The following is a 21918-nucleotide window of genomic DNA, read 5'->3' on the forward strand; positions in this document are numbered from 1 at the left end:
ATTTGTTTAAAAATCCGCTGTCACTGAAAAATTCCAGCTGCGGGATGGTACAAAAGTATATTGATCAAATGCTGCACCCTTGCTATTTGCGGAAATGGACGTGGCATCCTGTTTGTCGAACAGATTATTGATACCAAACTGCGCCTTCAGATTTTTGAGCATGAGTCCATTTGTCTTGTAGCGATAACCCAGCGTGAAATCTGTCGTGGTATAGGCCGCTATTTTGTAGGCTGCCGGTTCACCATCCTTCGCATATTGCTGACCCGTGGTTTTTGCGATCAATGAAGCATGCAAGCCATTAGCCTTGTACAGCAAACCAAAAGCAGAGGTGGATTCTGGTGCCTTGGCAACCTGCAAGCCTGTATCTTTTGTCTTGGCACTATTCAGCGAAGCATTCGCATGCACTGAGAAACCGCTACCGAGATAGTAAGTCGCCGCAGCTTCTATACCTTTGTAGATGACACCACCCTGGTTGTAATACACGACATCATTGCCTGTGCCAGTGGATGCGATCTTGTTGTTGAAGTCTATGTAATACACATCGGCATCCAGGGTCAAATCTCTGGATTGATGAACCATGCCCAACTGATAATTGGTGGATGTCTGCGGCTTTGGTGCGCTCAGGCTGGGCGTGTTGACATAGAACATGGACAAGTCAGGCACCAGAAAGCCGCGGGCGATTTGCGTATACGCAGACCATTCCTTGTTGATGCTGTAGTTGGCAGTCAGGAAAGGCGAGGTCGTTGTATAGGTTTGCTCTGTAACGGTCGGGATGCGGGTGGTCTGGTTGACCTTGGCATCAAGTGAGCGCTGGAAGCTGACATATTTTAAACCTGGGGTAATCGTCAGGTCTGGCATGGCGGCCCATTCAAATTCGACGAAGGGCTGATATTGCCTCCAGTTCGAGCCCTGCTCATAAGCGACATTCTTGGGCGCTGTTGATTCTTTCGGGTTGGCGACACCCAGGGTCCAGTCAAAGTCATAGGTATGGCGGTTGGTACTGGCATTTTCCATCCATATGCCCAGACGCAGCAAACCAGCATCAAATTGATTGCTCGCTTTCAGGATATCGCCATTCACACGGTAGGCATTGAGCTTGTTATAACCGGGAACATTCAGATTGCCTGTTACGCCAGCCTTGGTGCCATTCGCAGTCGCGCCGCTGGCGTCCTGGCCGGAATAAGTATCATTGGTATAGGAGTAGGTGTAGAGGGTATTGTCGATACCCCAGCCTGCCAGTTTTGACTGCAGGCGTATGTAATCAAAATCCGTGTTTTTGTTATTGAAGTTGTAGCCGTAAAAATTCTGGCTCTTGGGATCATTATTGAGTGCATAGTTCTTGCCGAACTGCGCTACCCGGTTCAGGGTCACGCCACCTTTGTCGGCAGCATAGCTGGTGATTTTGTTGAAGGTCGAGAACACGGTCAGCGTGGTCTCCTTGCCCAGGCTGCGCTGCAGTTTGAACTGGTAATTGTCTTCGGTCACATCGCTATAAGTCAGGTAGCCATCTGTCGTCAGGCGCGAACCATTGAACATGAAACGGGTATCGCCAAAATACAAGCTGGTGCCACTGTCGATTTGCACGCCAGTCATCCTGGTATTCCAGGAACCAAATGTGGCGTACGGTGAGAAATGAAAATCTTGCGACAACTCTTTGGAAAACAGATTGACCGAGCCACCAAATGTCGCCTGCCCCAGATTGCTGGCATTGCCAGGACCACGTTCTATGACCATGCCACCGATGATGCGTGCCGGGAAATACGAAGTGGAATGATGGGTGGGATTATTGGTGTCACCAAAAGGGATGCCATCATAGGTGATGTTATATTCACCATCCTGAAAACCGCGCAGCGTTACCTTGGTTTCTGCCAGGCCTGGCCCATTCGGCGATACACCGGCACCAACGCTGGGGGCAATACGTGCCACCGCATTAAAATCTGCCAGTGGCGTCACTGATTGTTCTATGAAGGTTGCCGTGATCACGGACTGTGGCTGAGTTGCTTTCAGCGACGTTTGTACTGGTGCCCGGTTACCTATTGAAGAGCCACTGATGACAACACGCGATTTGATCGCATCCGCATCGAGTGCGGACGGGGATTCTTGAACAGTTTCAGGAGCAGCAACGGCTTGTGCCCTGGCGTGCTGCTGTGTCATGCATGCGATGGCGAGCAACACCTGCGCCGTCATGATATGCATGGAAAATTGAACTTGCTTGCGTGTCATCATGTGCCTTCCAATGAGCCTGGTGGGTAGAAAACCCGCAAGTGTAGGAAGTGCATGTGACAAGATAGTGTAAACAGTGTGACTGTTTGATGACGTGACAACAGACCACGATTGAAAAAAAGGTAAAAAATCTTCAACTCATGATGAATCGTCACTCATGCCTGGCCGATCGTTGTATCTTCTTGGTCTGCGGCAGATGCATAAATATATTTCCTTCTTGCAATCAGTTTGAGTGTGATTGCAGTTTTAATAAATGATTTATACGGAGCATCCTCACCTTATCTGCCCACAGCGGCTGCCCTGAGTATAGAAAGCCAAAGGAAAGCCAAAGCAGAAAGCTGTTTGTCCTTGAGATGGAGTCCATGAATGGCTGCAATCCAGAAATCTGGCACCATATCAGTAATGTCGCTGGCAATATTGCTGATGCTGCCATGGTTGACTGCGCATGCAGACCAATTAGCTGCTGAAAAATGGATGCGCGAAGAATTCAGGATATCCAGCCTGACTGCTACGCAGCAGATGGATGAGATGCGCTGGTTTATCGCAGCGGCAGACAAACTGAAGCGGGCCGGCGTCAGCGAGATCAGGGTGGCGTCTGAAATCATCGATACCCATGCCTATGAATCTGCGGTGCTGGCAAAAGCTTTTTTCGAGATTACCGGTATCAAGGTCATCCATGAAACCATGCCCGAAGGTGATCTGGTTGAGCGCCTGCAAAAAGCCATGTATGCAGACAAGAGCAGCTACGATGGCTGGATCTCGGATTCTGACCTGATAGGCACGCATTACCGCTATGGCGTCATCGAGCCCTTGTCGGATTATATGAAGGGCCAGGGCAGGGAGTTTACCAATCCCGGTCTCGATATCAAGGACTTCATCGGTACCAGCTTTACGACAGCACCCGATGGCAAACTTTATCAACTGCCAGACCAGCAATTTGCCAATCTCTACTGGTTCCGGGCTGACCTGTTCGCCCGCAAGGACTTGCAAGAACAATTCCGGCAAAAATATGGCTATGAACTCGGTGTACCGCAAAACTGGTCGGCCTATGAAGACATCGCAGAATTCTTCAGCAAGGATGTCAAAACCATAGACGGCAAAGCTATCTACGGCCATATGGACTATGGCAAGAGTGATCCTTCGTTGGGCTGGCGTTTTACCGATGCCTGGTTGTCGATGGCAGGCGCGGCAGACCGTGGCATACCAAATGGCTTGCCTGTCGATGAATGGGGCATACGCGTGGCCAGTGACAAATGCACGGCGGTAGGTGCCAGTGTCAGCAGGGGCGGTGCCACCAATTCACCGGCGGCTGTGTATGCACTCAGCAAATACCTGGAATGGCTGAACAAATACGCGCCGCCGCAAGCCCGGCAATTGAATTTCACCGAGGCCGGGCCAGTGCCGGCGCAAGGCCAGATTGCCCAGCAAATCTTTTGGTATACCGCTTTCACCGCCGCCATGATCAAGCCTGACTTGCCCGTCATGAATGCTGATGGCAGCCCCAAATGGCGCATGGCCCCTTCACCGCACGGTGCTTACTGGAAAACCGGTATGCAAAATGGTTACCAGGATGTGGGTTCATGGACCTTCTTCAAATCCACCCCAGAATACCACAAGGCTGCTGCCTGGCTGTATGCGCAGTTCGTCACTTCAAAAAGCGTGTCTTTGAAAAAATCCATCGTCGGCCTGACCTTCATACGCGAATCCGACATACGTCATGAGTACTTCACAAAAAATGCCTATCGTTACGGCGGCCTGATCGAGTTCTACCGCAGCCCTGCCAGAGTCGCCTGGACGCCGACAGGGAATAATGTGCCGGATTACCCAAAGCTGGCGAGTCTGTGGTGGAGCAATATCGCACCCGTAGTACAGGGCCAGACCAGCCCACAGGCCGCACTCGACAAACTGGCCGGACAGATAGACCAGGTCATGGCGGAACTGCAAAGCAAGGGCATGAAGAATTGCCCACCAAAACTTAATCCCGTGCGTGATACGGCAAAATACCTGACCGACAAGGGCGCGCCGTGGAAGAAGATAGCGGTGGAAAAACCCAAAGGTGAAACCATTGCCTATGACAAGTTATTGCAAGCCTGGCGCGAGGGCCGCGTTAAATAATATGCCTTAAATCACATCGGTCAGGCTGGTGATGGATGGAGTAATGAAAGAAAGGGAAGCTGTGTTCCTGCGTAAAAATCTGAGCCTGATTACCGTCACGATACTGATCGTGTCAGCTATCCTGGCGCAGTCATACTGGAGTGCCAGGCAAGACAGGGAATTGACGCTGGAAGCAGAGCGCAGCAATGCCCATGTAGCCGTGCGCCTGCTTGAAGAACATGTGGCCCAGACCATGCAGGACGGCGTGCAAAAACTCGGTACTGCAGCGATTGCCGCCGCTTCTTTCACGGATGTCGGTGTCGATATCCAGCATTTTTTGAACAGCTATGATGCCCAGGATTACCGCTACATCAAGGCCTTGCGCTACATAGACCTGGCTGGTAATAGCTGGGTCAGCTCGCCTGACTTTCCATCGCATCAGATGTCGGTTGCTGGCAGGGATGATATCCATTTCCTCATGCAACATCCCGAGTATAAAGAGGTAGTCATAGGCAGTCCGTATGAAAGCCGCTACGACAGCCAGCTGGTGTTGCCTATCGCCCGCAATGTGTTTGACAAGAAAGGCAGGCAGGTGGCAATGATCAGCACTGACCTGCGCATCGCCTATTTTGCCGAGTTGTATGCGAATGTGGCAAAAGAAAATAATGCGATGCTGGCCCTGATCGCCAATGCCGGTTTTATCATCGTCCGCTCCCCTTTTGAGGCGCGCTATGTGAACCGTGATATCAGCAAGGAGCCTGCGACGGGCAGGCTGGCCAGCCAGGACAAGGAAGGCAGCTTCACTGACCCCGACTGGCTCGATGATGAATTTGAGCGCCTGTATGCGTATCGCAAGGTCAGCGGTTTCCCGCTCAGTGTCGTGTATGGGCGTGATCTTGAAAGCATACTCGCCCCCTGGTACCAGCGCCTGCAGACCAGGGCCATCTTCACTGCTGTGGTGGTCTTGTTGCTGCTCGGTGTCATGGCCATGCTGGCCAGGCAATTCCATAAATTGCGGGTGTCTGAAGCGACCCTCAGGAATGCCGAATATAAATTCTCTGAAATTTTTGAACGTTCGCCACTGGCGATTTCCCTGGTCAATCTGCACACCAGAAAAATTGATGCCGTAAATCATGCCTGGATACGATTATTTGGTTACCGTCACGATGACATCGTCGGTGCTGGTGAAGAATATCAGAAACTTTTTTGGGTAGATAAAGAGGAGATGCGCAAATTCATCTCGCTCTTGCGTACCGAACCCCAGGTCGATCATTTTCAGGCCAGGTTCAGGCATGCTGACGGCAGCATCAAGGTGTGCCTGCTGTCTTCTCGTACATATATGGCGGATGGTGAAGCCCGTTACATCGTTACCCCGCAGGACGTGACACGCCAGCTCGCCGCCGAGCAGGACTTGCTGAATCTGAATGCCTCGCTTGAAGACCGGGTTGCCAGACGTACTGAAAACCTCGAGCGTTCAAATGCAGAACTGGCAGAAGCTCTCAATTCGCTGCAACTCATGCAAGGCGAATTGATACGCCAGGAAAAACTGGCCTCGCTGGGTTCGCTGGTGGCAGGTGTCGCACATGAACTCAATACCCCGATAGGCAATAGCGTGACCGTTGCCAGTACCCTGCAAGACCAGGCCAGAGTATTGCAGGGCGAATTGCAGCAAGGGGCGATCAAACGAAGTGCCTTCAATGCCTTCCTGGAGAGTACCATTTTTGGCTCTGATGTCTTGCTGCGGTCCTTGCAGCGCGCTTCTGAACTGATACGCAGCTTCAAGCATGTGGCGGTCGATCAGTCCAGTGATATGCGCAGGCAGTTTGACTTGAGCCAGGTGGTGGAAGAAATCCTGTTGACCAATTTATCCCTGTATGCCAAGACCGGCTTTGCAATGCAGACTAATTTGCAGGCTGGTATCCAGATGGATAGTTTTCCGGGTGCCTTTGGACAAATCATAGGAAATTTTTTGACCAACTCCATCCGGCATGGTTTTGAAGGGCGCAGCAGCGGCATCATGTGCCTGAGTACCAGTCTGCTGGATCAGGAGCATGTCAAACTCGAATTCAGGGACAATGGAGTCGGTATCGCGCAAGAGCATTTAAGCAAGGTATTTGACCCGTTCTTCACCACCAAGTTTGGCCAGGGCGGCTCGGGTCTGGGCATGAATATCGTCTATAACCTCGTCACGACGATACTGGCCGGGAAAATACAGGTACATAGCGAAGCTGGCGAGGGTAGCTGCTTTACTGTCATCGTGCCTTTAGTTGCACCCGCCGTTGAAGAAAAAACTACGCCACAGTCTTGATCCTGAATCTGGAGCAGGGACTGTGGCGCAATGGTGCAAACTGCTTAGCTGATTTTACTTATTTGTTGCTGCACTCCGTTTTCTTGCCCTGCATGCGGCACTCGGTGATCAGCTTGCCCTGCTTGTTCCAGGCCTGGACTTTCCAGCTTTGCTGTTCACGCTCCATAGTCATGAAGCCGACTTCATTGGAATTGCTGAAGTAATCCAGTTTTGCCTCGGTATACGGTGTGGAATTGGCGGTCAGTGGCACAGGCAGCGGCGTATCAAGCGAAGAGCCGCCATTGCCTGAAACAAATTGCACAGGATGATCAGTACTAAAAGTCAGGGCTTCAAACAGATGCACATGACCGGACAAAGTCGCCTGTACTTTGGACGGGAACAGTCGCGTGGTGTTCAGGGTCTGCATGATGTCCTGCATGGCGAGATTGCCAGGGAAGATATTCAGCGGTCCGTCTTTTTTACGTTCAGCAGCAAAGGCCAGCACAGGGTGATGGTCGATGAAGATATTGAAGTCCGCACTTTCTGCCAGCTTGTTGACGGTCTTGAACTGCTCCATATACAACTTGTAAGCAGCATCGGTTTTTGCTAGTGGTTTGATAGGCACTTTGGCTGAATCAAAGATGATCAGTTGCGCCTGCTCGCTTCCTACACGCCCCAGCGGTACGGCATAAGGGTCGCTATAGTCGCCACGCAGATCATTTGATTCATCGACACAGTCACGCTCTCTCTTCAAAGGGCGCGGGTCCATCAGGCGCCACCAGCCCTGGCCTGCACGGACACAGGTTTCATGATTGCCGCGCACGACTACCCAGGGTGCGGCCTTCAGCAAGGCCTGCGCAGGTGTAAAAAAATCTGCCTGCCAGGTATCCCAACCATAACCCCAGGGGCTGCCCGCGCATTCCTTATTCCCTTCGGGACAGGCATTTTCGCGGTAGTGATAATCACCGACATGCACAACCAGATCAGGCTTGAAGCGTGCTGCGGTTTCCACCATTTCACGGAAAGCCCATTTCTCGCTGTCATTGCAGGACTGGAAGTAATTGTCTGCTACTTTTAAACGGCAACCGGTATCACCAATGACGATGATTTTTTGTGCGACAGGTTTTGGTATCGGTAAATCCCGTCCGCCTACACTGGCTGTCCTGGTCGCAGGCAGCAAGGGTGCTTCACAAGTCAGCACAGGAAAATCGGAAGGCTTGCTGTCCTCCGGTTTGCTGGCTGTCTTGCGCAAAGGCAGAGTACTTGGCCCTGCCCTGTGGTTCATCGCAACCATGTTGCCATCCTGTACCAGGGCAGGACAGATATTGTCTGTCGTGACAGCGCGGGCCATTGCCTGACCATTTTCACCCAATACTACCCAGGCAGCCTGTATTTTTGCATCGTGTTGCGTAGGCAGGCTGCTACAAGCGGCCAGCAAGCTGCTGATGGCAGCGATAGCGAACAGTCGTCGTCCTGGCAAGCTATGTGTGTGCATGTTGTTCTCCATCTTTTATTTCAATCCCAATGCTTCGTAGGCCAGTCTCTTGAAGTCAAAAGAGAAGGGATGCCAGAAGCTCATCAATCTTTGTGTCATCAATACCCCGGCGATATTGTGGCGTGGTGATATCCACCAATGCGTGCCAGCGATACCACCCCATTCAAATTCACCCACCGATGCCGGTGGGTCTATAGAAGAAGGCTTAAGTGTTACTGCGCCACCGAGGCCAAAGCCCTTGCCCGGCACATCACCAACGCCCGGGAATGCAATGCCTGTACCTGCGGGTAAATGGTTTTGCATCATTAGCTTGATCGTCTCGGGCCTTAGCAAGGTATCACCATCGGGCATGAAGCTGCGCATCAGCGAGAGCATATCCTGCATGCTCGATACCAGTCCACCGCCGCCAGACAGGCGTGCCACTGGCGTCGTGAAAGCACCGGGGTAAGGTGATTTGTCGAGCTTGCGCAAGCCACGCTGCAGAATATTTTGCGGGTCTGTGCCGGCATAGTAAGACGCCAGCCTGTCCAGCTTATGTTCAGGCACGACAAAACTGGTGTCATGCATGGCCAGGGGATTGAGTATGCGTAGCTGCAGGAAGCGGTCAAAGCTCATGCCACTGACCACTTCGACGAGGCGCGCCAGCACATCAGTGGCGATAGAATATTCCCAGGCCTCACCAGGATGAAAACTCAGCGGCAATTCTGCCAGTACATCCATCATCTCAGCCAGCGTAGTAAAGGCATTCATGACCCGCTTTTCATTGTAGGCCTTGTACATGACCGTGCCATGATCGAGCAAGCCATAACTGAGACCGGCGGTATGGCAAAGCAAATGCCTGATGGTGATCTTGTTGCGTGCGGGTTCGGTATCGTCAATGCGCGTCGCACCGGGTTTGAGCACCTGCAGGTGCGCGAGCTGAGGCAGGAATTCTTCGGCAGGCTGGTCGAGTTCCAGCTTGCCGTCTTCCATCAACAGCAGCACTGCCACCGAGGTAATCAGCTTGGTATTCGAAAACACGCGGAACAAGTGGTCATCGCGCATTGCTGTCTGGCTTTCGCGGTCTGCCCAGCCTGTGCAGTGCTGGTGCACCAATTCACGCCCGACCAGCACAGCGGTTGAGACACCGGACAGGATTTGCCTGTCGACATATTTTTGCATCGCCGCGTTGATTGGGCTGAAATCGTAAGTCATTTACCAGATATTGAAGCTACAAAGGGTATATCCTACCCTCAACTCAACATATACTGCCAGCTAAAGAATACGGTCAGACCGACGATGATGGTTGCCAGTTGATGTCTGGTCACCGCGCACAGCAAGGCTGCCACCGTTGCCGCCACCAGTTGCGGATTACGCCAGCTCAATTCCAGCTCCTTGCCATGCGGCGACAAGATCATGGGGACGATGATGGCTGTCAGCACGGTCACCGGCACAAACTCCAGCGCCTTTTTGAGATTACCGGAAAATGCCACGCGGTCACCAAGGATAAAGATCAGGGCTTTTACCAGAAAGGTGATGACAGCCATGCCGAGTATGGTCAAAGTGATATTCATGCCTGCTCCGCAGTGATCTGTTCTGGTTTATAAAAACGGGACGCCAGCATGCCGGTCGCCACCCCGGCAGCAATTGCCACCAGTAAACCCAATTTATAAGGCAGGTGTTGCAAGGCATAGGCTGTACTGCCAGCAACGATGGCTGCCAGCAGATGCGGGCGCTTGAACAATTGCGGCACGACGATCGCAATAAAAGTTGCCACCATGGCAAAATCCAGACCCAGGGTCTGCAACTGCGGGAATATCGCCCCGAACATCAGGCCTGTCAGCGTCCAGACTTGCCAGTTGGCATACATGGACAAGCCGGAACCCAGGAAATACCAATGCCCCAAAACATCCTGCGGATGCTGGCGGTAATAGCCGTCAACCACGGCAAAGGTTTCGTCAGTCAGCAAAAAACCCAGCCCCCAGCGCCAGCGTCTTGGCAAATGCCTGACGTGTGGCATCAGGGCAGCCGCATACAGCATATGCCGCAAATTAACGATAAAAGTCGCCAGCCAGATCACCAGCATGCCCGTGTGGCTGGCGATGAGGCCAGTCGCAATGAACTGGCTGGACCCGGCAAACACCGCCAGCGACATCAACTGCCCCTGCCAGGCTTGCATTTGCGCGGTGGCGACGAGGGTGCCAAAGATCATACCGAAGGGGGCAGCACCGACCAGCATGGGGACGGTGTCGCGGATACCGGCGGTGAAGTGCTTCATTCTTGTGCTTGAGGGCATGGGGTGATTCCATATTGCGGATGGCGATTGAATGGGATCTTGCCTGTTAATTGGGGAATGGGCTTGTACGTTCTTGCGGTTTGGGGGCGTTATTTGAAATAAAGAATTTACTTACGCCATCAACCTGGCTGACTGAATCTTAAGCTACTGCCAATATTATTGGCGTCATTCCAGCGTGGGGTTAGCTGGAATCCAGCGGCGTTCGCGGCATATCGTGAACTACATTAACTTCAGATTCGAAATGTTTTATGCATTTGTTTTTGAATTACCTGCACACATCATTTGAGATTACAGGCCGGGGGTAGCCCGGCGGCTACTCCCTTTTCTTGTCTCGCCAAGAAAAGGAAGCAAAAGAAGGCGACCCAGGCATAGCCGCCCCTAAAGGGGTTCCCGTTTGTGCAATACAAAAAATGGGAAGATCCGAAACTCGCTTCGCTCAAACAGCGGCTCTTCTTAATCCATTTTCTGTACCGCACAAACGGCGGCTACACATGGGAACTGCGAAAATCAACAACAACGTCAATGCAACCCATATTCACATGATTACAAGAATGCTTATCTAAAGATAATCCATTCAAACCCGCCACTTCCCCGGTGCAATCCCAAACGCCCTCTTGAAATGCCGCGTGAAATGACTCTGGTCCGCAAACCCCGTCATCGTCGCAATCTCAGTCACCGACAAATTCTGCCGCAGCAGACTCTGCGCACGGTTCAGTCGCAGTTGATTGCGCCAGGCATGTGGTGGCATACCCGTCGTGCGGGAGAATAAACGAGCGGCGTAAAAGCTCGACAAACCTACCTCTTGCGCCAGCTCGGTCAGGCTGATCGCGGCGCTGAGGTCTTCGCTGAGCCGGGATTTCATCATTTCTACTCTGGTGGCATCAGGTAAGACAGCTTGTACAGTCGGGCGGCTACGGGCGTAGCGCGACAGCATCAGGGCAAAACCTGCGGTCAGGGCGTTTTCGGCAGCGAGCGGATCGCTACCGGCTTCCAGCAGGCGATGTGCAAAGGCCAGTTGGGCAGAGACTTCGGCATCCTCAATGACACCGTCTGGTAGCCATGGTACGCCGGCTGCGCTACCTGCCATGTCACTGGCGAGTTGCTGCATCCATTCTACTGAGGGGTAAAAGGCGCGGTAGGCCCAGCCATGCTCGGTTGCTCTTTCACCTGTATGCACTTCACCGGGATTAATGGCAGCGATGCAGCCAACCGAGGCCAGGCAACGGCTGCCGCGATAGCGGTAGGTTTGTGCGCCTGACTGTATGACGGGGATGGAAAAGCCTTCATGCCAGTGTGGGGCAAACTCTTGCGCGAAGTATTCAGCCGTCAGCAACTCAGCATCCGGCAGCAGTGGGCTGCGCCAGAAGTGGGCGTCGTCACGGAAGGTGGCTGGTTTGTCCATACGCAAAGAAATGCTGTAAAGGTTTGATTATTAAGGGCTATTCTATACTTAGTCGGCTAATCTTACATTTGGCACCACCATACATTTGCCTGAAACCTGTGCATTGGCAAAATTTTGTATGCAGGTTTGCAGGCAGCGCACATACATTTTTTGCTGATGCTGGAAAACAACGCAAAACAGCCACATGAAAAATTTAAATGATTTCTTCCAATTTGATATCGGGCAAACAAATTCCAACTTGTACTAAATGACAGATAGATTTTGAAATTGTGCGCTGCCGCCACTTATAATGTCAGGCGTATGTCCGCCATGTTGTTGCCGTGATGTACAGCAACAGGCTTACTCCCTACTCTAGAATCTTGAATACCGGATGGAAAGGTCAAAGTGACTTCTGCTGATGCGCCCATAGTACCCAGGCTGGAACTGAACAACATCTGCAAACGCTATCCGGCGGTGGTTGCCAATGATGGTGTCAATCTGCAGGTGGCACCGGGAGAAATCCATGCGGTACTCGGTGAAAATGGCGCAGGCAAATCGACGTTGATGAAAATCATCTTTGGTGCCGTCAAGCCAGATTCAGGCACGGTGCGCTGGAACGGCCAGGAGGTCAGGGTAGCGACACCACAGGATGCACGCAAGCTGGGCATCGCCATGGTGTTCCAGCATTTTTCCCTGTTTGATACCCTGACCGTTACCGAGAACATCGCCCTCGGTCTGGACCAGCATGTGAATATGCTGGAACTGGCCGAGCAGATCGCCCAGACCGGTGAAAACTATGGCCTGGAGCTGGAACCGCACCGCCATGTACATACCTTGTCAGTTGGTGAAAGGCAACGCGTGGAAATCGTGCGCGCTCTGCTGACCAAACCGCAATTGCTGATACTCGATGAACCAACCTCGGTATTGACGCCGCAAGCCGTACAAAAACTGTTTGTCACCCTGCGCAAGATTGCCGCTGAGGGTTGCAGCATCCTGTATATCAGCCACAAGCTAGATGAAATCCGTGAACTTTGCCACAGCGCTACCGTCATGCGGGCGGGCAAGGTTACCGGGCATTGCGCCCCTGCGCAGGAAACTGCCGCCAGCCTGTCGCGCATGATGATAGGTGAAGACTTACCGCCATCTGCACATACCGAACCAGTGACCCTGGGTGAATCGCGCTTGCGCATCAGGCAATTGAGCCTGCCCAAGGCACATGCGTTTGCCACGGCGCTTGAAGACATACAACTGGAATTATTTGGTGGTGAAATTGTTGGCATCGCTGGGGTATCCGGCAATGGCCAGCAAGAACTGCTGGCCGCCTTGTCCGGCGAAGACAGGCGCGCCGCGCCGCTGATGATACAACTCAAAGGCAAACCGGTTGGCAACCGTGGCCCTGAGAGCAGGCGCAAGCTGGGCCAGAGTCTTGTACCGGAAGAGCGCCTGGGCCGGGGCGCAGTACCCGAGATGGGCCTGACTGCCAATATGCTGTTGTCACACCAGCACGCGCCTTTCGTCAACAAGGGCATGATCAATTTTCGTCATACGATACAGGCGGCGGCAGATATCATCGCCCGCTTCCGCGTCAAGGCTGGTGGGCCTGCAGCACTGGCACGTAGCCTGTCGGGTGGTAATCTGCAAAAATTTATTGTTGGCCGTGAAATTACACGCCAGCCCGATGTCTTCATCGTCGCTCAGCCAACCTGGGGTGTCGATGTAGGGGCGGCAGCGCAAATCCATGATGAGATACGCAAGCTCAAGCAGGCTGGTTGCGCGGTGCTGGTGATCTCGGAAGAACTCGATGAATTGTTTGAATTATGTGACCGCATGCATGTCATCGCCAAGGGCCGTTTGTCGCCATCGATAGCAACAGCCAGCGCGACCAGGGAAAAGATAGGATTGTGGATGAGTGGTTTGTGGGAAGAATGGACAACAGCAGAAACCGTATCCCTCGGTAAAACCGGTGGCAGCGGCAGCCGCAAAAAGAAACCATACAACAACGAGCGGGGTGAGCATGCTTAAGCTGGAATTGCGTGCCGCCAGTTCGCGCAGCATGGCCTACCTTTCTCCTGTGCTGGCCTTGCTGCTGACGATCTTTTTGGGTGCCCTGTTATTCATGGCACTGGGCAAAAATCCTTTGACTGGCCTGCAGGTCTTTTTGATAGAACCGATAAGCAGCAAGACTGCCATCGCCGAATTATTATTGAAGACCACGCCGCTGGTCTTGTGCGCGCTGGGGCTGTCGGTCTGTTACCGTGCCAATGTCTGGAACATCGGTGCCGAGGGGCAGTTGATCGCCGGCGGCCTGGCTGCTGGTAGCACCATCTTGTTTTTTGATACTGGCACGCCAGGACTGTCGGGCGGCATGGTCTTGCTGCTGGCAACTTGCGCGGGTGTGCTTGGTGGCGCATTGTGGGCATCCATCACTGCCTTGCTGCGTGACCGTTTCAATGCCAATGAAATTTTGGTGTCGCTGATGCTGACCTATATCGCGCAATTGCTGCTGATGTATGCCGTCAATGGCCCGCTGAAAGACCCGCATGGCATGAACTTCCCGCAGTCCAAGGTGTTTTCCAGTGATTATCTGTTGCCCCACCTGTTCTCGGGCAGCCGCCTGCATATAGGCTTTATCGTCATGCTGGTCGCCAGTGGCTTGATGGCAGTGTTTGTGTATCGTAGCTTTGCTGGTTATCGCCTGACGGTAGGTGGGTTGGCACCGCTGGCAGCACGTTATGCGGGTTTCTCCAGCCGCCGCGCCCTGTGGACTTCATTGCTGATATCCGGTGGTTTCGCTGGCATGGCGGGTGCGTTTGAAGTGGCCGGGCCGATAGGCCAGGTCTTGCCTTCCATCTCGCCTGGTTATGGTTTTGCCGCCATCATCGTCGCTTTCATTGGTCGTCTGAATCCCATAGGCACCATCTTTGGTGGTCTGGTGCTGTCGCTGTTTTACCTCGGCGGCGAAATGGCGCAATCGCGCCTGGGCCTGCCTTCTGCCATCACTGGCCTGTTCCAGGGCATGCTGCTGTTTTTGCTACTGGCTTGCGACACCCTGATCAATTACCGCCTGCGCTGGCAGAAATAAACAATCATGGAAAATTTTGCTGCCCTGATCGCCGCCTCCATCAACTCTGGCACACCCTTACTGATCGCTGCTTTGGGTTTGCTGATCAATGAACGTGCAGGCGTGCTCAATCTTGGTGCCGAGGGCATGATGCTTGTGGCTGCCATCACCGGTTTTGCCGTGGCCCACCAGACCCATATGCCCTGGCTGGGTTTTGTCGCAGGCGCTGTTGCCGGCATGTTGATGGCCACACTGTTTGCCTGGCTGGCACTGGTGCTGGCAACCAACCAGGTGGCAACGGGCCTGGCCTTATCCATCTTCGGTACCGGCTTGTCAGCCTTCATAGGACAGTCATTTGTCGGCCAGTCACTGCCTGCCGGGCCACATGGCGTCGCCTTTTTATCGGATATCCCCTTCCTCGGCAAAGCCTTTTTTGACCAGCATCTGGCCGTGTATTTTGGCCTTTTGCTGTGTGCGGGCATCATCTGGTTTCTGCAACGTAGCCGCGCTGGCCTGGTCTTGAAGGCGGTTGGGGAATCACCAGAATCTGCCCATGCACTGGGTTACCCCGTGCGCAAGATACGTTATCTGGCGCTGCTGTTCAGTGGAGCCTGCTGCGGTATCGCTGGTGCTTACCTGTCTGTCGTGTATACGCCGATGTGGGTGGAAGGTCTGGTCGCGGGGCGTGGCTGGATCGCACTGGCGCTGACGACCTTTGCCACCTGGCGTCCGGCACGGGTCTTGCTGGGTGCTTTACTGTTTGGCAGCGTGACGATTTTGCAGTTCCATTTCCAGGCGATAGGCATCGCCATCCCATCGGAAATTTTATCCATGCTGCCCTACCTGGCAACGATTATCGTGCTGGTGCTGATTTCGCGTAATCCTGACTGGATACGCCTGAACATGCCAGCCTCCCTGGGCAAGCCTTTCCGCCCGGGGTCTGCTTAAGCATCTATAGATGTCATTTGCTGTGCGTTTTTTTGATTACAACTGAAATTCAGACGAAGGAAGCTACCCATGAAAATTACCCGCAGAAAAACCCTGGCAGCCGCGCTGTCCCTGGCTATTGTCGGTCTTGCTGGTTGTGGCCAGAAAGAAGAAAACAAGTCCGCCAGCGCTAGCGCAGCAACGCCTGCACCAGCCAGCACCGCTGCCGCACCTGCTGTGGCAGAACCTCTGAAAGTCGCTTTCGTCTATGTAGGCCCGGTCGGTGACGCAGGCTGGACCTATGCCCACGATGCAGGCCGCAAGGCTGTTGAGGCCAAGTTTGGCGACAAGGTCAAAACCAGCTTTGTTGAAAGCATTCCTGAAAGTGCTGCCGATGCAGAACGCGTCTTCCGCGACCTGGCAACTCAGGGTAACAAAGTCATCTTCGGCACCACCTTTGGCTATATGGAAGCCATGCTCAAAGTCGCCAAAGATTTCCCCGATGTGAAGTTTGAACACGCCACCGGCTATAAAACTGCTGAAAATCTCGCGCAATATGATGTGCGTACTTATGAAGGCGCCTACCTCGCCGGTATCGCTGCCGGCAAGATGAGCAAGTCTGGCAAACTTGGTGTAGTTGCCTCCCTGCCTATTCCTGAAGTGCTGCGCAATATCAACTCCTTCACCCTCGGTGCCCGCTCGGTGAACCCCAAAGCCACCACCAAGGTAGTCTGGGTCAATAAATGGTTTGACCCAGGTAAGGAACGCGAAGCCGCCACGACCCTGATAGGCCAGGGCGTTGATGTACTCATGCAAAACACTGACTCTGCTGCCGTCGTGCAAACCGCAGAAGAAAAAGGCGCATATGCTTTTGGCTGGGACAGTGACATGAGCAAGTTCGGCGCCAAAGCCCATCTCGCTGCATCCGTCATAGACTGGGGTGTGTATTACACCAAGCGCGTCGATGAAGTACTCAACAAAACATGGAAATCAGACACCACCTGGTGGGGTCTCAAAGAAAACATGATAGACCTGAAAGCCTTCAACGCCAGCCTGTCAGACGAAGTCAAAAAACTCATCGCCGACAAACGCCAGGGCGTCATTGACGGCACAGGCCCGATCTGGAAAGGACCTATCAAGGACAATACCGGTAAGGAAGTGCTGGGCAAGGATGCTGTGGCTGATGATAAGTTCCTGCATGACATCAAGTTTTATGTCGAGGGTGTGGAGGGGAAAGTGCCGGGTTGATTCCGGAACAGTCGTCGTACCGACCATGTTTCTGTTCCCTCCCCCTTCAAGGGGAGGGTTAGATCTGTAGGTTGGGCTACGGTTTACCAGCCCAACACTTGGCGTTTAAATAACGTATACGTTTGCAAAGGCCCAGTGTTGGGCTGATAAGGCGTAGCCCAACCTACAATCCTGCCAACCATCTCACCTACACCATCACCTTGGCAGAAGCCTCCGCCACTATCCTTCGTAACCATTGCACTTCCGCCGCCGCATGCGCGCGTTCATGCCAGAGCATGAAGAACTTCATCTTGGGTACGGTAATCGGCATGGGCAAGACTTCTATCGGCCAGTCCCTAGCGCATTGCACGGCGAAGCTGCGGCTGGTGGTGAAGATGAGGTCGGTGCGTGAGAGTACGTAAGGGACCATGCCAAAGTAGGGGATGGTCATCTGTATCTTGCGTTTCAGGCCCTGCTCTGCCAGTGCGCTGTCGATGATGCTGCGGTGCCCCATCATATAAGGCGTGGGGGCCAGATGCGCCATTTCCAGATAATATTTAATCGACAGACCCTTGCTGACAACCGGGTGTTTGCGATTCACCATGCACACCACTTCATCTTCAAACAATTGCGCCAGATGCAGGTGCGGTGGCAAGTCTGGCCAGTTGCCGATGACGCAATCGAGTTCGCCACTTTCGAGACCAGCGGCATAATCAAAACCGGCATTCAGGGCATGTACAGTCAGGCCAGCATTGGGTGCCTGCTCGCGCAGTTTTTCTATGATGAGCGGGATCAGCAGAGCGCTCAGGTAATCCGGTGCTCCGAGCTGGAATATGCGCTGGCTTGAGGCAGGCATGAAGGCCGGGGCCGGGCTGGCGATGCTTTCCAGCACATTCAAACCCTGGCGTGCCAGCAGCAAGAGTTCTTCACCACGCTCTGTCGCGGTCATGCCATTCTTGCCGCGTACCAAGATGGCGTCGCCCGTGATTTCGCGCAGGCGTTTCAACATATTGCTGATGGCTGGTTGTGATTGCCCCAGCTTCATGGCGGTGCGGGTGACGCTGCGCTCGGTCAACAGGGTATGCAAGACGCGCAAGAGATTGGTGTCGAGCTGGTCCATCAAACGCTGGTTCATGCTGCGGCCTTCGGCATTGTCAAAGGCAAGACATCACCATCAATAAACACCAGCATCTGGCCAGACTCACATTGGGTCCAGCTTTCATTCGTGGTCAGGGGTTCGGTGACGATGATGGCGACCTTGTCGGCAGGGGTGGTGACTTGAGAAAAATCCACGGCCACGTCTTCATCCGTCAATGCTGCGGTCCTGAAAGGATGCTGGCGCACGATGTAGTACAGCTTGGTGGAACAATGGGTGAACAGGGCTTCGCCATTCGACAGCATCATGTTGAAGGTGCCATACGTGGCAATCTCTGCAGTGATCTCATGCATGAATAGCGCCAGTTGTTGCACCGATGGCAATTGCTCACCAAAATGGCGGCGCATGCGTTGCAGCAAATAACAGAATGCCCGCTCACTGTCCGTATTGCCAACCGGCTGGAAACTGCCATCGAGCACAGGTGCAAATTCCTTCAAATCACCATTATGGGCAAAAACCCAGTAACGCCCCCAGCATTCACGCACAAAGGGGTGACAGTTTTCCAGGCTGACCTGGCCCTGCGTGGCCTTGCGGATGTGGGCGATGACGTTCTTGGATTTGATGGGATAGCGCTTGATGAGCTCAGCCACGGGTGATTCCACGGCTGACTGATGATCAACAAACAGGCGTACGCCGCTGCCTTCAAAGAAAGCGATACCCCAGCCGTCCTTGTGCTCGTCCGTCAAACCGCCGCGTGTTGCAAACCCGGTAAAACTGAAGACTATATCAGTCGGGGTATTGCAGTTCATTCCTAGTAATTGACACATGATGCATATAGTGAAAACAGTTTGCACATACCTTACCATAGGCAAACCCGCTTATTATTCCCATCTTTATAAGATTTTGAAGTTTGCTTATGTTATTTGCGACCAGATTTGATGGCAAAACAACGTTCGGTGGCATACGCAGACAATACCCGCAGGGAAAAATGGTGCTTTAAAGATGCCAGTGGTAAATGTTTTACATTTTGACCGTGGACTAAGTTGATATTGAAGCCGATAATAATCTGTGAGACCTGATATCAGGTGAACAAAGGATGGATAATCATGCACAATTTCAGCACTGATGCCTTATTACTGGCCGTACCTGAATTAAAGGATGTTGCGCCCAAGCACTACCCTGAGCTGGTATTGCTGGCAGCGCAGAAAACATTCAAGACACGCAAGCCATTCTGGCGTGAATTCCTGACGGGCCTGACAATATTTGCGGCTGTTTATCTGTCCAACCGTATCGCTGCTCCGGACTCGATATGGATCAGTTGCGTGCTGACTGTGGGTCTGGCCCTGATTTCCATGTTTGCGATAGACCTGGTGTACTTTCGCAAGTTGAAGCCTGCGATCATAGACCGCCTTGCCAAGATCAAGCTGGGTACAAAAGAATAAGCCGAGTAAACCAAATAAGCGAAGCTCAGGCTTCCAGCCTCAAGTTTTTATGGCAAACACTTTTTGAAATTCACGTTTGCCCTTGCTGGTCAGTGCCAGTGCCCGGCTATCCAGGTCACGTTCCAGCCAGGCGCGGTTCAGCAGCAAATTCAATAAAGCCGCACCCAAAGCGCCACCCAGATGAGGTGTGCGCTCACTCCAGTCCAGGCAGGAACAGGCAAAACGCCTCCTTGCCTTGCGGGTAGTGGCGATATCCAGCCCCAGTTCTTCCAGGCCCTTGCTGCCTGCTGTTGTCAATTCATAAGCGGTTTCTTCACCGTCCACCGGCCTGATCCAGGCTTGCTGCATCAGGTAATCATGCACACCCACTGCTACCTCGCCCGCCATATGGTCATAGCAGGTACGTGCCTTGCGCAGGCGGTCTGGTGTATTCGGGACAAAGCGTGACTTGGGCAAACCGGCGATCAACAACAGCGATTCCAGTGCAATCGCCACTTCATTACTGGCAAGCTGGTAATAGCGGTGCTTACCCTGCGCCACTACATTCACCAGATGCTGTTCCAGCAGTTTGCTCAAGTGCACACTGGCAGTGGAGGGGCTGACTTCGGCCACAACAGCCAGCTCGGTACTGGTACGGGCGCGCCCATCCATCAGGCTGCACAGCATGCGCGAGCGCGCAGGTTCGGCAATGGCCCCGGCCAGCTTGGCTAATTGGGTATCTGCGTATTCTATATTGGTGGAATTTTCTGCATTCATAGTTTGATGGTAAGCGAATTGTTCAATGCAAACAAGTCCTATACTGCATTTCATTACTTAGCCACCAAACTTAGCATCAAGCCTGCCATGACACATAAAATCTCTATCCTGAACGCCGCTTGCCACCCAGATCCTTACCCGTATTACGCCAGCCTGCGTGCAGGGCCAGCTCTAGTTTTTGATACTGAACTCAAATGCTGGATTGCCAGCCGGGCCGCCGTCGTGCAGCAAGTACTCGAATCTCCGGCCTGCGCCGTCAGGCCGGTGACAGAACCGGTGCCGCGCAATATTGCGGGTGGCACAGCGGGAGAAATATTTTCATATCTGGTGCGTATGAATGAAGGCCGGGCACATGCGGTGCCCAAGCAAGTCATACAAAGCTCGCTGCGCAAGCTGGATTTGTCTGGCGTCGCTGCATATACGCAGCAGCATGCTGCTCAACTCACGAGCAAATATGATGTAAGGACAGGAAATGGGCTGACGCAATACCTGTTAGCTTTGCCCATCCATGTCATGGGCAGTGTATTGGGATTTGAAGAAGATACCTTACCCGCCCTGGCAAACTGGATGGCAGATTTCGTGCGCTGCCTTTCTCCTTTGAGTACAACAGAACAAATTGATGCGGCACATGTGGCAGCCAAGGTTTTGCAAAATAGCTTCCGCCAACTGCTGCAAGACAGTCAGTCGAAACCTTATGGATTTTTGGCGGGCCTGCAAACCGAAGCTGAGCTATGTGGCTGGCAGCATGCTGACGGCATCTTGTCCAACCTCATAGGCTTGCTGTCGCAAACGTATGAAGCCACTGCTGGCCTGGCGGGCAATAGCCTCACCGCGTTGCAAACTCACTTTGACATACTGAAAAGCATTTGTGAGGCTGGGGCTGACTTGCCACAAAAATTGCGTGAACTGGTAGCCGAAGTCGCCCGTCATGATGCATCTGTACAAAACACCAGACGCTTCGTCACTCAGGCTTGCGAAATCAGCGGGCAGGCTTTGCAAGCGGGTGATGTCATCGTCGTCTTGCTGGCGGCTGCCAACCGTGATGCGGCAGTCAATCCTGATCCTGATGCCTTGCAACTGAACAGGCCAGACAGAAAAATCTTCACCTTCGGCCACGGTCGCCACGCCTGCCCTGGCCAGCACATTGCAGAACAAATCACAGGCAATTGCCTGCATCACTTTCTGAATATGCCTGCATTTGATTTCTCTACCTTGCGCTGGACATACCGGCCTTCACTGAATGGCCGTATCCCTGTATTTACCCCCAATATACAAAACCAGGAGAACACATGATTGCTGTAATTTTTGAAGTCATACCACACGCAGAAAACAAGCAGGAATACCTGGATATCGCCGCTGGACTGGCACCCTTGCTCAGAGAGATGGATGGTTTCTTTTCCATAGAACGTTTCCAAAGCTTGGTCGATCCTGCAAAGATTTTGTCCCTGTCATTCTGGCGTGATGAAGCGGCAGTCGCCAACTGGCGTAATACTGAAGAGCACCGGGCAGCGCAGTCGCAAGGACGTGGTCACATCTTTGCAGGCTATCGTCTGCGCATCGCATCTGTTGTGCGCGACTATGGTTTGCTTGAACGTGAACAGGCACCGGCAGACAGCCGCCAGGTGCATGGCTAATCAAACTCATCAGGAACTCA

At 53.1% G+C, this 21918-nt stretch carries 18 protein-coding genes; 9 read left to right on the plus strand and 9 right to left on the minus strand.

Features of this window, described 5'->3' with window-relative positions:
- Positions 1-6 precede the first annotated feature (6 nt).
- Entirely contained in the window at positions 7-2223 is a 2217-nt protein-coding gene (locus tag ACO0LI_RS03205; RefSeq protein ID WP_423030796.1) for a TonB-dependent receptor, read from the minus strand.
- Positions 2224-2625: 402 nt separating this feature from the next.
- Here ACO0LI_RS03205 and ACO0LI_RS03210 point away from each other — a divergent pair, with 402 nt between their 5' ends.
- A complete protein-coding gene (locus tag ACO0LI_RS03210; protein ID WP_423031062.1) occupies positions 2626-4338 on the plus strand; it encodes an ABC transporter substrate-binding protein in 1713 nt (570 codons plus the stop codon).
- Between the two features lie 43 nt (positions 4339-4381).
- Complete coding sequence (locus ACO0LI_RS03215) at positions 4382-6625, plus strand: ATP-binding protein (protein ID WP_423030798.1); 2244 nt, start codon at positions 4382-4384, stop codon at positions 6623-6625.
- Between the two features lie 58 nt (positions 6626-6683).
- Here ACO0LI_RS03215 and ACO0LI_RS03220 read toward each other — a convergent pair whose 3' ends face one another.
- The 5 genes from ACO0LI_RS03220 to ACO0LI_RS03240 all read right to left on the minus strand — a co-directional run bounded on the left by ACO0LI_RS03220 (position 6684) and on the right by ACO0LI_RS03240 (position 11776).
- Positions 6684-8099 (minus strand): metallophosphoesterase, encoded by a 1416-nt coding sequence (locus ACO0LI_RS03220; protein ID WP_423030800.1) that lies wholly within the window; start codon positions 8097-8099, stop codon positions 6684-6686.
- A 15-nt stretch (positions 8100-8114) separates the two neighbouring features.
- Positions 8115-9260 carry a serine hydrolase domain-containing protein gene (locus ACO0LI_RS03225; RefSeq protein WP_423030802.1) on the minus strand — a complete coding sequence of 382 codons (1146 nt, stop codon included), beginning with the start codon at positions 9258-9260 and terminating at the stop codon, positions 8115-8117.
- A gap of 71 nt (positions 9261-9331) precedes the next feature.
- Positions 9332-9652, minus strand: coding sequence for an AzlD domain-containing protein (locus ACO0LI_RS03230; protein ID WP_422952498.1), 321 nt, complete (start codon positions 9650-9652; stop codon positions 9332-9334).
- The gene (locus ACO0LI_RS03235) at positions 9649-10374 is read right to left on the minus strand and encodes an AzlC family ABC transporter permease (protein WP_422952499.1); all 726 of its coding nucleotides are present in this window, start codon (positions 10372-10374) and stop codon (positions 9649-9651) included. The genes ACO0LI_RS03230 and ACO0LI_RS03235 overlap by 4 nt, the downstream gene beginning before the upstream one ends.
- 574 nt (positions 10375-10948) lie before the next feature.
- Positions 10949-11776 carry an AraC family transcriptional regulator gene (locus tag ACO0LI_RS03240; protein ID WP_423030804.1) on the minus strand — a complete coding sequence of 276 codons (828 nt, stop codon included), beginning with the start codon at positions 11774-11776 and terminating at the stop codon, positions 10949-10951.
- Positions 11777-12160: 384 nt separating this feature from the next.
- On the opposite strand from ACO0LI_RS03240, the gene ACO0LI_RS03245 reads away from it, so the two are divergent.
- The 4 genes from ACO0LI_RS03245 (at position 12161) to ACO0LI_RS03260 (ending at position 16991) form a co-directional block, all read left to right on the plus strand.
- Complete coding sequence (locus tag ACO0LI_RS03245; RefSeq protein ID WP_423030806.1) at positions 12161-13777, plus strand: ABC transporter ATP-binding protein; 1617 nt, start codon at positions 12161-12163, stop codon at positions 13775-13777.
- The gene (locus ACO0LI_RS03250) at positions 13770-14837 is read left to right on the plus strand and encodes an ABC transporter permease (RefSeq protein WP_423030808.1); all 1068 of its coding nucleotides are present in this window, start codon (positions 13770-13772) and stop codon (positions 14835-14837) included. Before ACO0LI_RS03245 ends, ACO0LI_RS03250 begins: the two co-directional genes overlap by 8 nt.
- 6 nt (positions 14838-14843) lie before the next feature.
- The gene (locus ACO0LI_RS03255; protein WP_422971846.1) at positions 14844-15764 is read left to right on the plus strand and encodes an ABC transporter permease; all 921 of its coding nucleotides are present in this window, start codon (positions 14844-14846) and stop codon (positions 15762-15764) included.
- Positions 15765-15833: 69 nt separating this feature from the next.
- The gene (locus ACO0LI_RS03260; protein ID WP_423030810.1) at positions 15834-16991 is read left to right on the plus strand and encodes a BMP family ABC transporter substrate-binding protein; all 1158 of its coding nucleotides are present in this window, start codon (positions 15834-15836) and stop codon (positions 16989-16991) included.
- A gap of 187 nt (positions 16992-17178) precedes the next feature.
- On the opposite strand, the gene ACO0LI_RS03265 is transcribed toward ACO0LI_RS03260, so the two are convergent.
- Together ACO0LI_RS03265 and ACO0LI_RS03270 are read right to left on the minus strand one after the other, a co-directional pair.
- On the minus strand, positions 17179-18105 hold the full coding sequence (locus tag ACO0LI_RS03265) for a LysR family transcriptional regulator (RefSeq protein ID WP_422954408.1): 927 nt from the start codon (positions 18103-18105) through the stop codon (positions 17179-17181).
- A complete protein-coding gene (locus ACO0LI_RS03270) occupies positions 18102-18893 on the minus strand; it encodes a class II glutamine amidotransferase (protein WP_422954407.1) in 792 nt (263 codons plus the stop codon). Before ACO0LI_RS03270 ends, ACO0LI_RS03265 begins: the two co-directional genes overlap by 4 nt.
- Positions 18894-19172: 279 nt before the next feature.
- On the opposite strand from ACO0LI_RS03270, the gene ACO0LI_RS03275 reads away from it, so the two are divergent.
- Positions 19173-19508, plus strand: coding sequence for a hypothetical protein (locus ACO0LI_RS03275; RefSeq protein WP_422954405.1), 336 nt, complete (start codon positions 19173-19175; stop codon positions 19506-19508).
- A 39-nt stretch (positions 19509-19547) separates the two neighbouring features.
- Here ACO0LI_RS03275 and ACO0LI_RS03280 read toward each other — a convergent pair whose 3' ends face one another.
- A complete protein-coding gene (locus tag ACO0LI_RS03280; RefSeq protein ID WP_422954404.1) occupies positions 19548-20264 on the minus strand; it encodes an ArsR/SmtB family transcription factor in 717 nt (238 codons plus the stop codon).
- An 87-nt stretch (positions 20265-20351) separates the two neighbouring features.
- Between ACO0LI_RS03280 and ACO0LI_RS03285 the strand changes: the two genes are divergently transcribed.
- Together ACO0LI_RS03285 and ACO0LI_RS03290 are read left to right on the plus strand one after the other, a co-directional pair.
- Positions 20352-21557 (plus strand): cytochrome P450, encoded by a 1206-nt coding sequence (locus ACO0LI_RS03285; RefSeq protein WP_423030812.1) that lies wholly within the window; start codon positions 20352-20354, stop codon positions 21555-21557.
- Positions 21554-21898: an antibiotic biosynthesis monooxygenase family protein gene (locus tag ACO0LI_RS03290; protein WP_423030814.1), complete on the plus strand. Its 345-nt coding sequence runs from the start codon at positions 21554-21556 to the stop codon at positions 21896-21898. The genes ACO0LI_RS03285 and ACO0LI_RS03290 overlap by 4 nt, the downstream gene beginning before the upstream one ends.
- Positions 21899-21918 lie beyond the last annotated feature (20 nt).

The organism is Undibacterium sp. Tian12W (assembly GCF_049339405.1).
GTDB lineage: Bacteria > Pseudomonadota > Gammaproteobacteria > Burkholderiales > Burkholderiaceae_D > Undibacterium.

Coding starts and splice junctions, on each gene's coding strand:
- ACO0LI_RS03270 (WP_422954407.1), bottom strand. CDS start 18,893: ATGTGTCAATTACTAGGAATGAACTGCAATACCCCGACTGATATAGTC.
- ACO0LI_RS03255 (WP_422971846.1), top strand. CDS start 14,844: ATGGAAAATTTTGCTGCCCTGATCGCCGCCTCCATCAACTCTGGCACA.
- ACO0LI_RS03215 (WP_423030798.1), top strand. CDS start 4,382: ATGAAAGAAAGGGAAGCTGTGTTCCTGCGTAAAAATCTGAGCCTGATT.
- ACO0LI_RS03275 (WP_422954405.1), top strand. CDS start 19,173: ATGCACAATTTCAGCACTGATGCCTTATTACTGGCCGTACCTGAATTA.
- ACO0LI_RS03225 (WP_423030802.1), bottom strand. CDS start 9,260: ATGCAAAAATATGTCGACAGGCAAATCCTGTCCGGTGTCTCAACCGCT.
- ACO0LI_RS03290 (WP_423030814.1), top strand. CDS start 21,554: ATGATTGCTGTAATTTTTGAAGTCATACCACACGCAGAAAACAAGCAG.
- ACO0LI_RS03205 (WP_423030796.1), bottom strand. CDS start 2,223: ATGACACGCAAGCAAGTTCAATTTTCCATGCATATCATGACGGCGCAG.
- ACO0LI_RS03260 (WP_423030810.1), top strand. CDS start 15,834: ATGAAAATTACCCGCAGAAAAACCCTGGCAGCCGCGCTGTCCCTGGCT.
- ACO0LI_RS03285 (WP_423030812.1), top strand. CDS start 20,352: ATGACACATAAAATCTCTATCCTGAACGCCGCTTGCCACCCAGATCCT.
- ACO0LI_RS03230 (WP_422952498.1), bottom strand. CDS start 9,652: ATGAATATCACTTTGACCATACTCGGCATGGCTGTCATCACCTTTCTG.
- ACO0LI_RS03220 (WP_423030800.1), bottom strand. CDS start 8,099: ATGCACACACATAGCTTGCCAGGACGACGACTGTTCGCTATCGCTGCC.
- ACO0LI_RS03235 (WP_422952499.1), bottom strand. CDS start 10,374: ATGCCCTCAAGCACAAGAATGAAGCACTTCACCGCCGGTATCCGCGAC.
- ACO0LI_RS03240 (WP_423030804.1), bottom strand. CDS start 11,776: ATGGACAAACCAGCCACCTTCCGTGACGACGCCCACTTCTGGCGCAGC.
- ACO0LI_RS03210 (WP_423031062.1), top strand. CDS start 2,626: ATGTCGCTGGCAATATTGCTGATGCTGCCATGGTTGACTGCGCATGCA.
- ACO0LI_RS03265 (WP_422954408.1), bottom strand. CDS start 18,105: ATGAACCAGCGTTTGATGGACCAGCTCGACACCAATCTCTTGCGCGTC.
- ACO0LI_RS03280 (WP_422954404.1), bottom strand. CDS start 20,264: ATGAATGCAGAAAATTCCACCAATATAGAATACGCAGATACCCAATTA.
- ACO0LI_RS03250 (WP_423030808.1), top strand. CDS start 13,770: ATGCTTAAGCTGGAATTGCGTGCCGCCAGTTCGCGCAGCATGGCCTAC.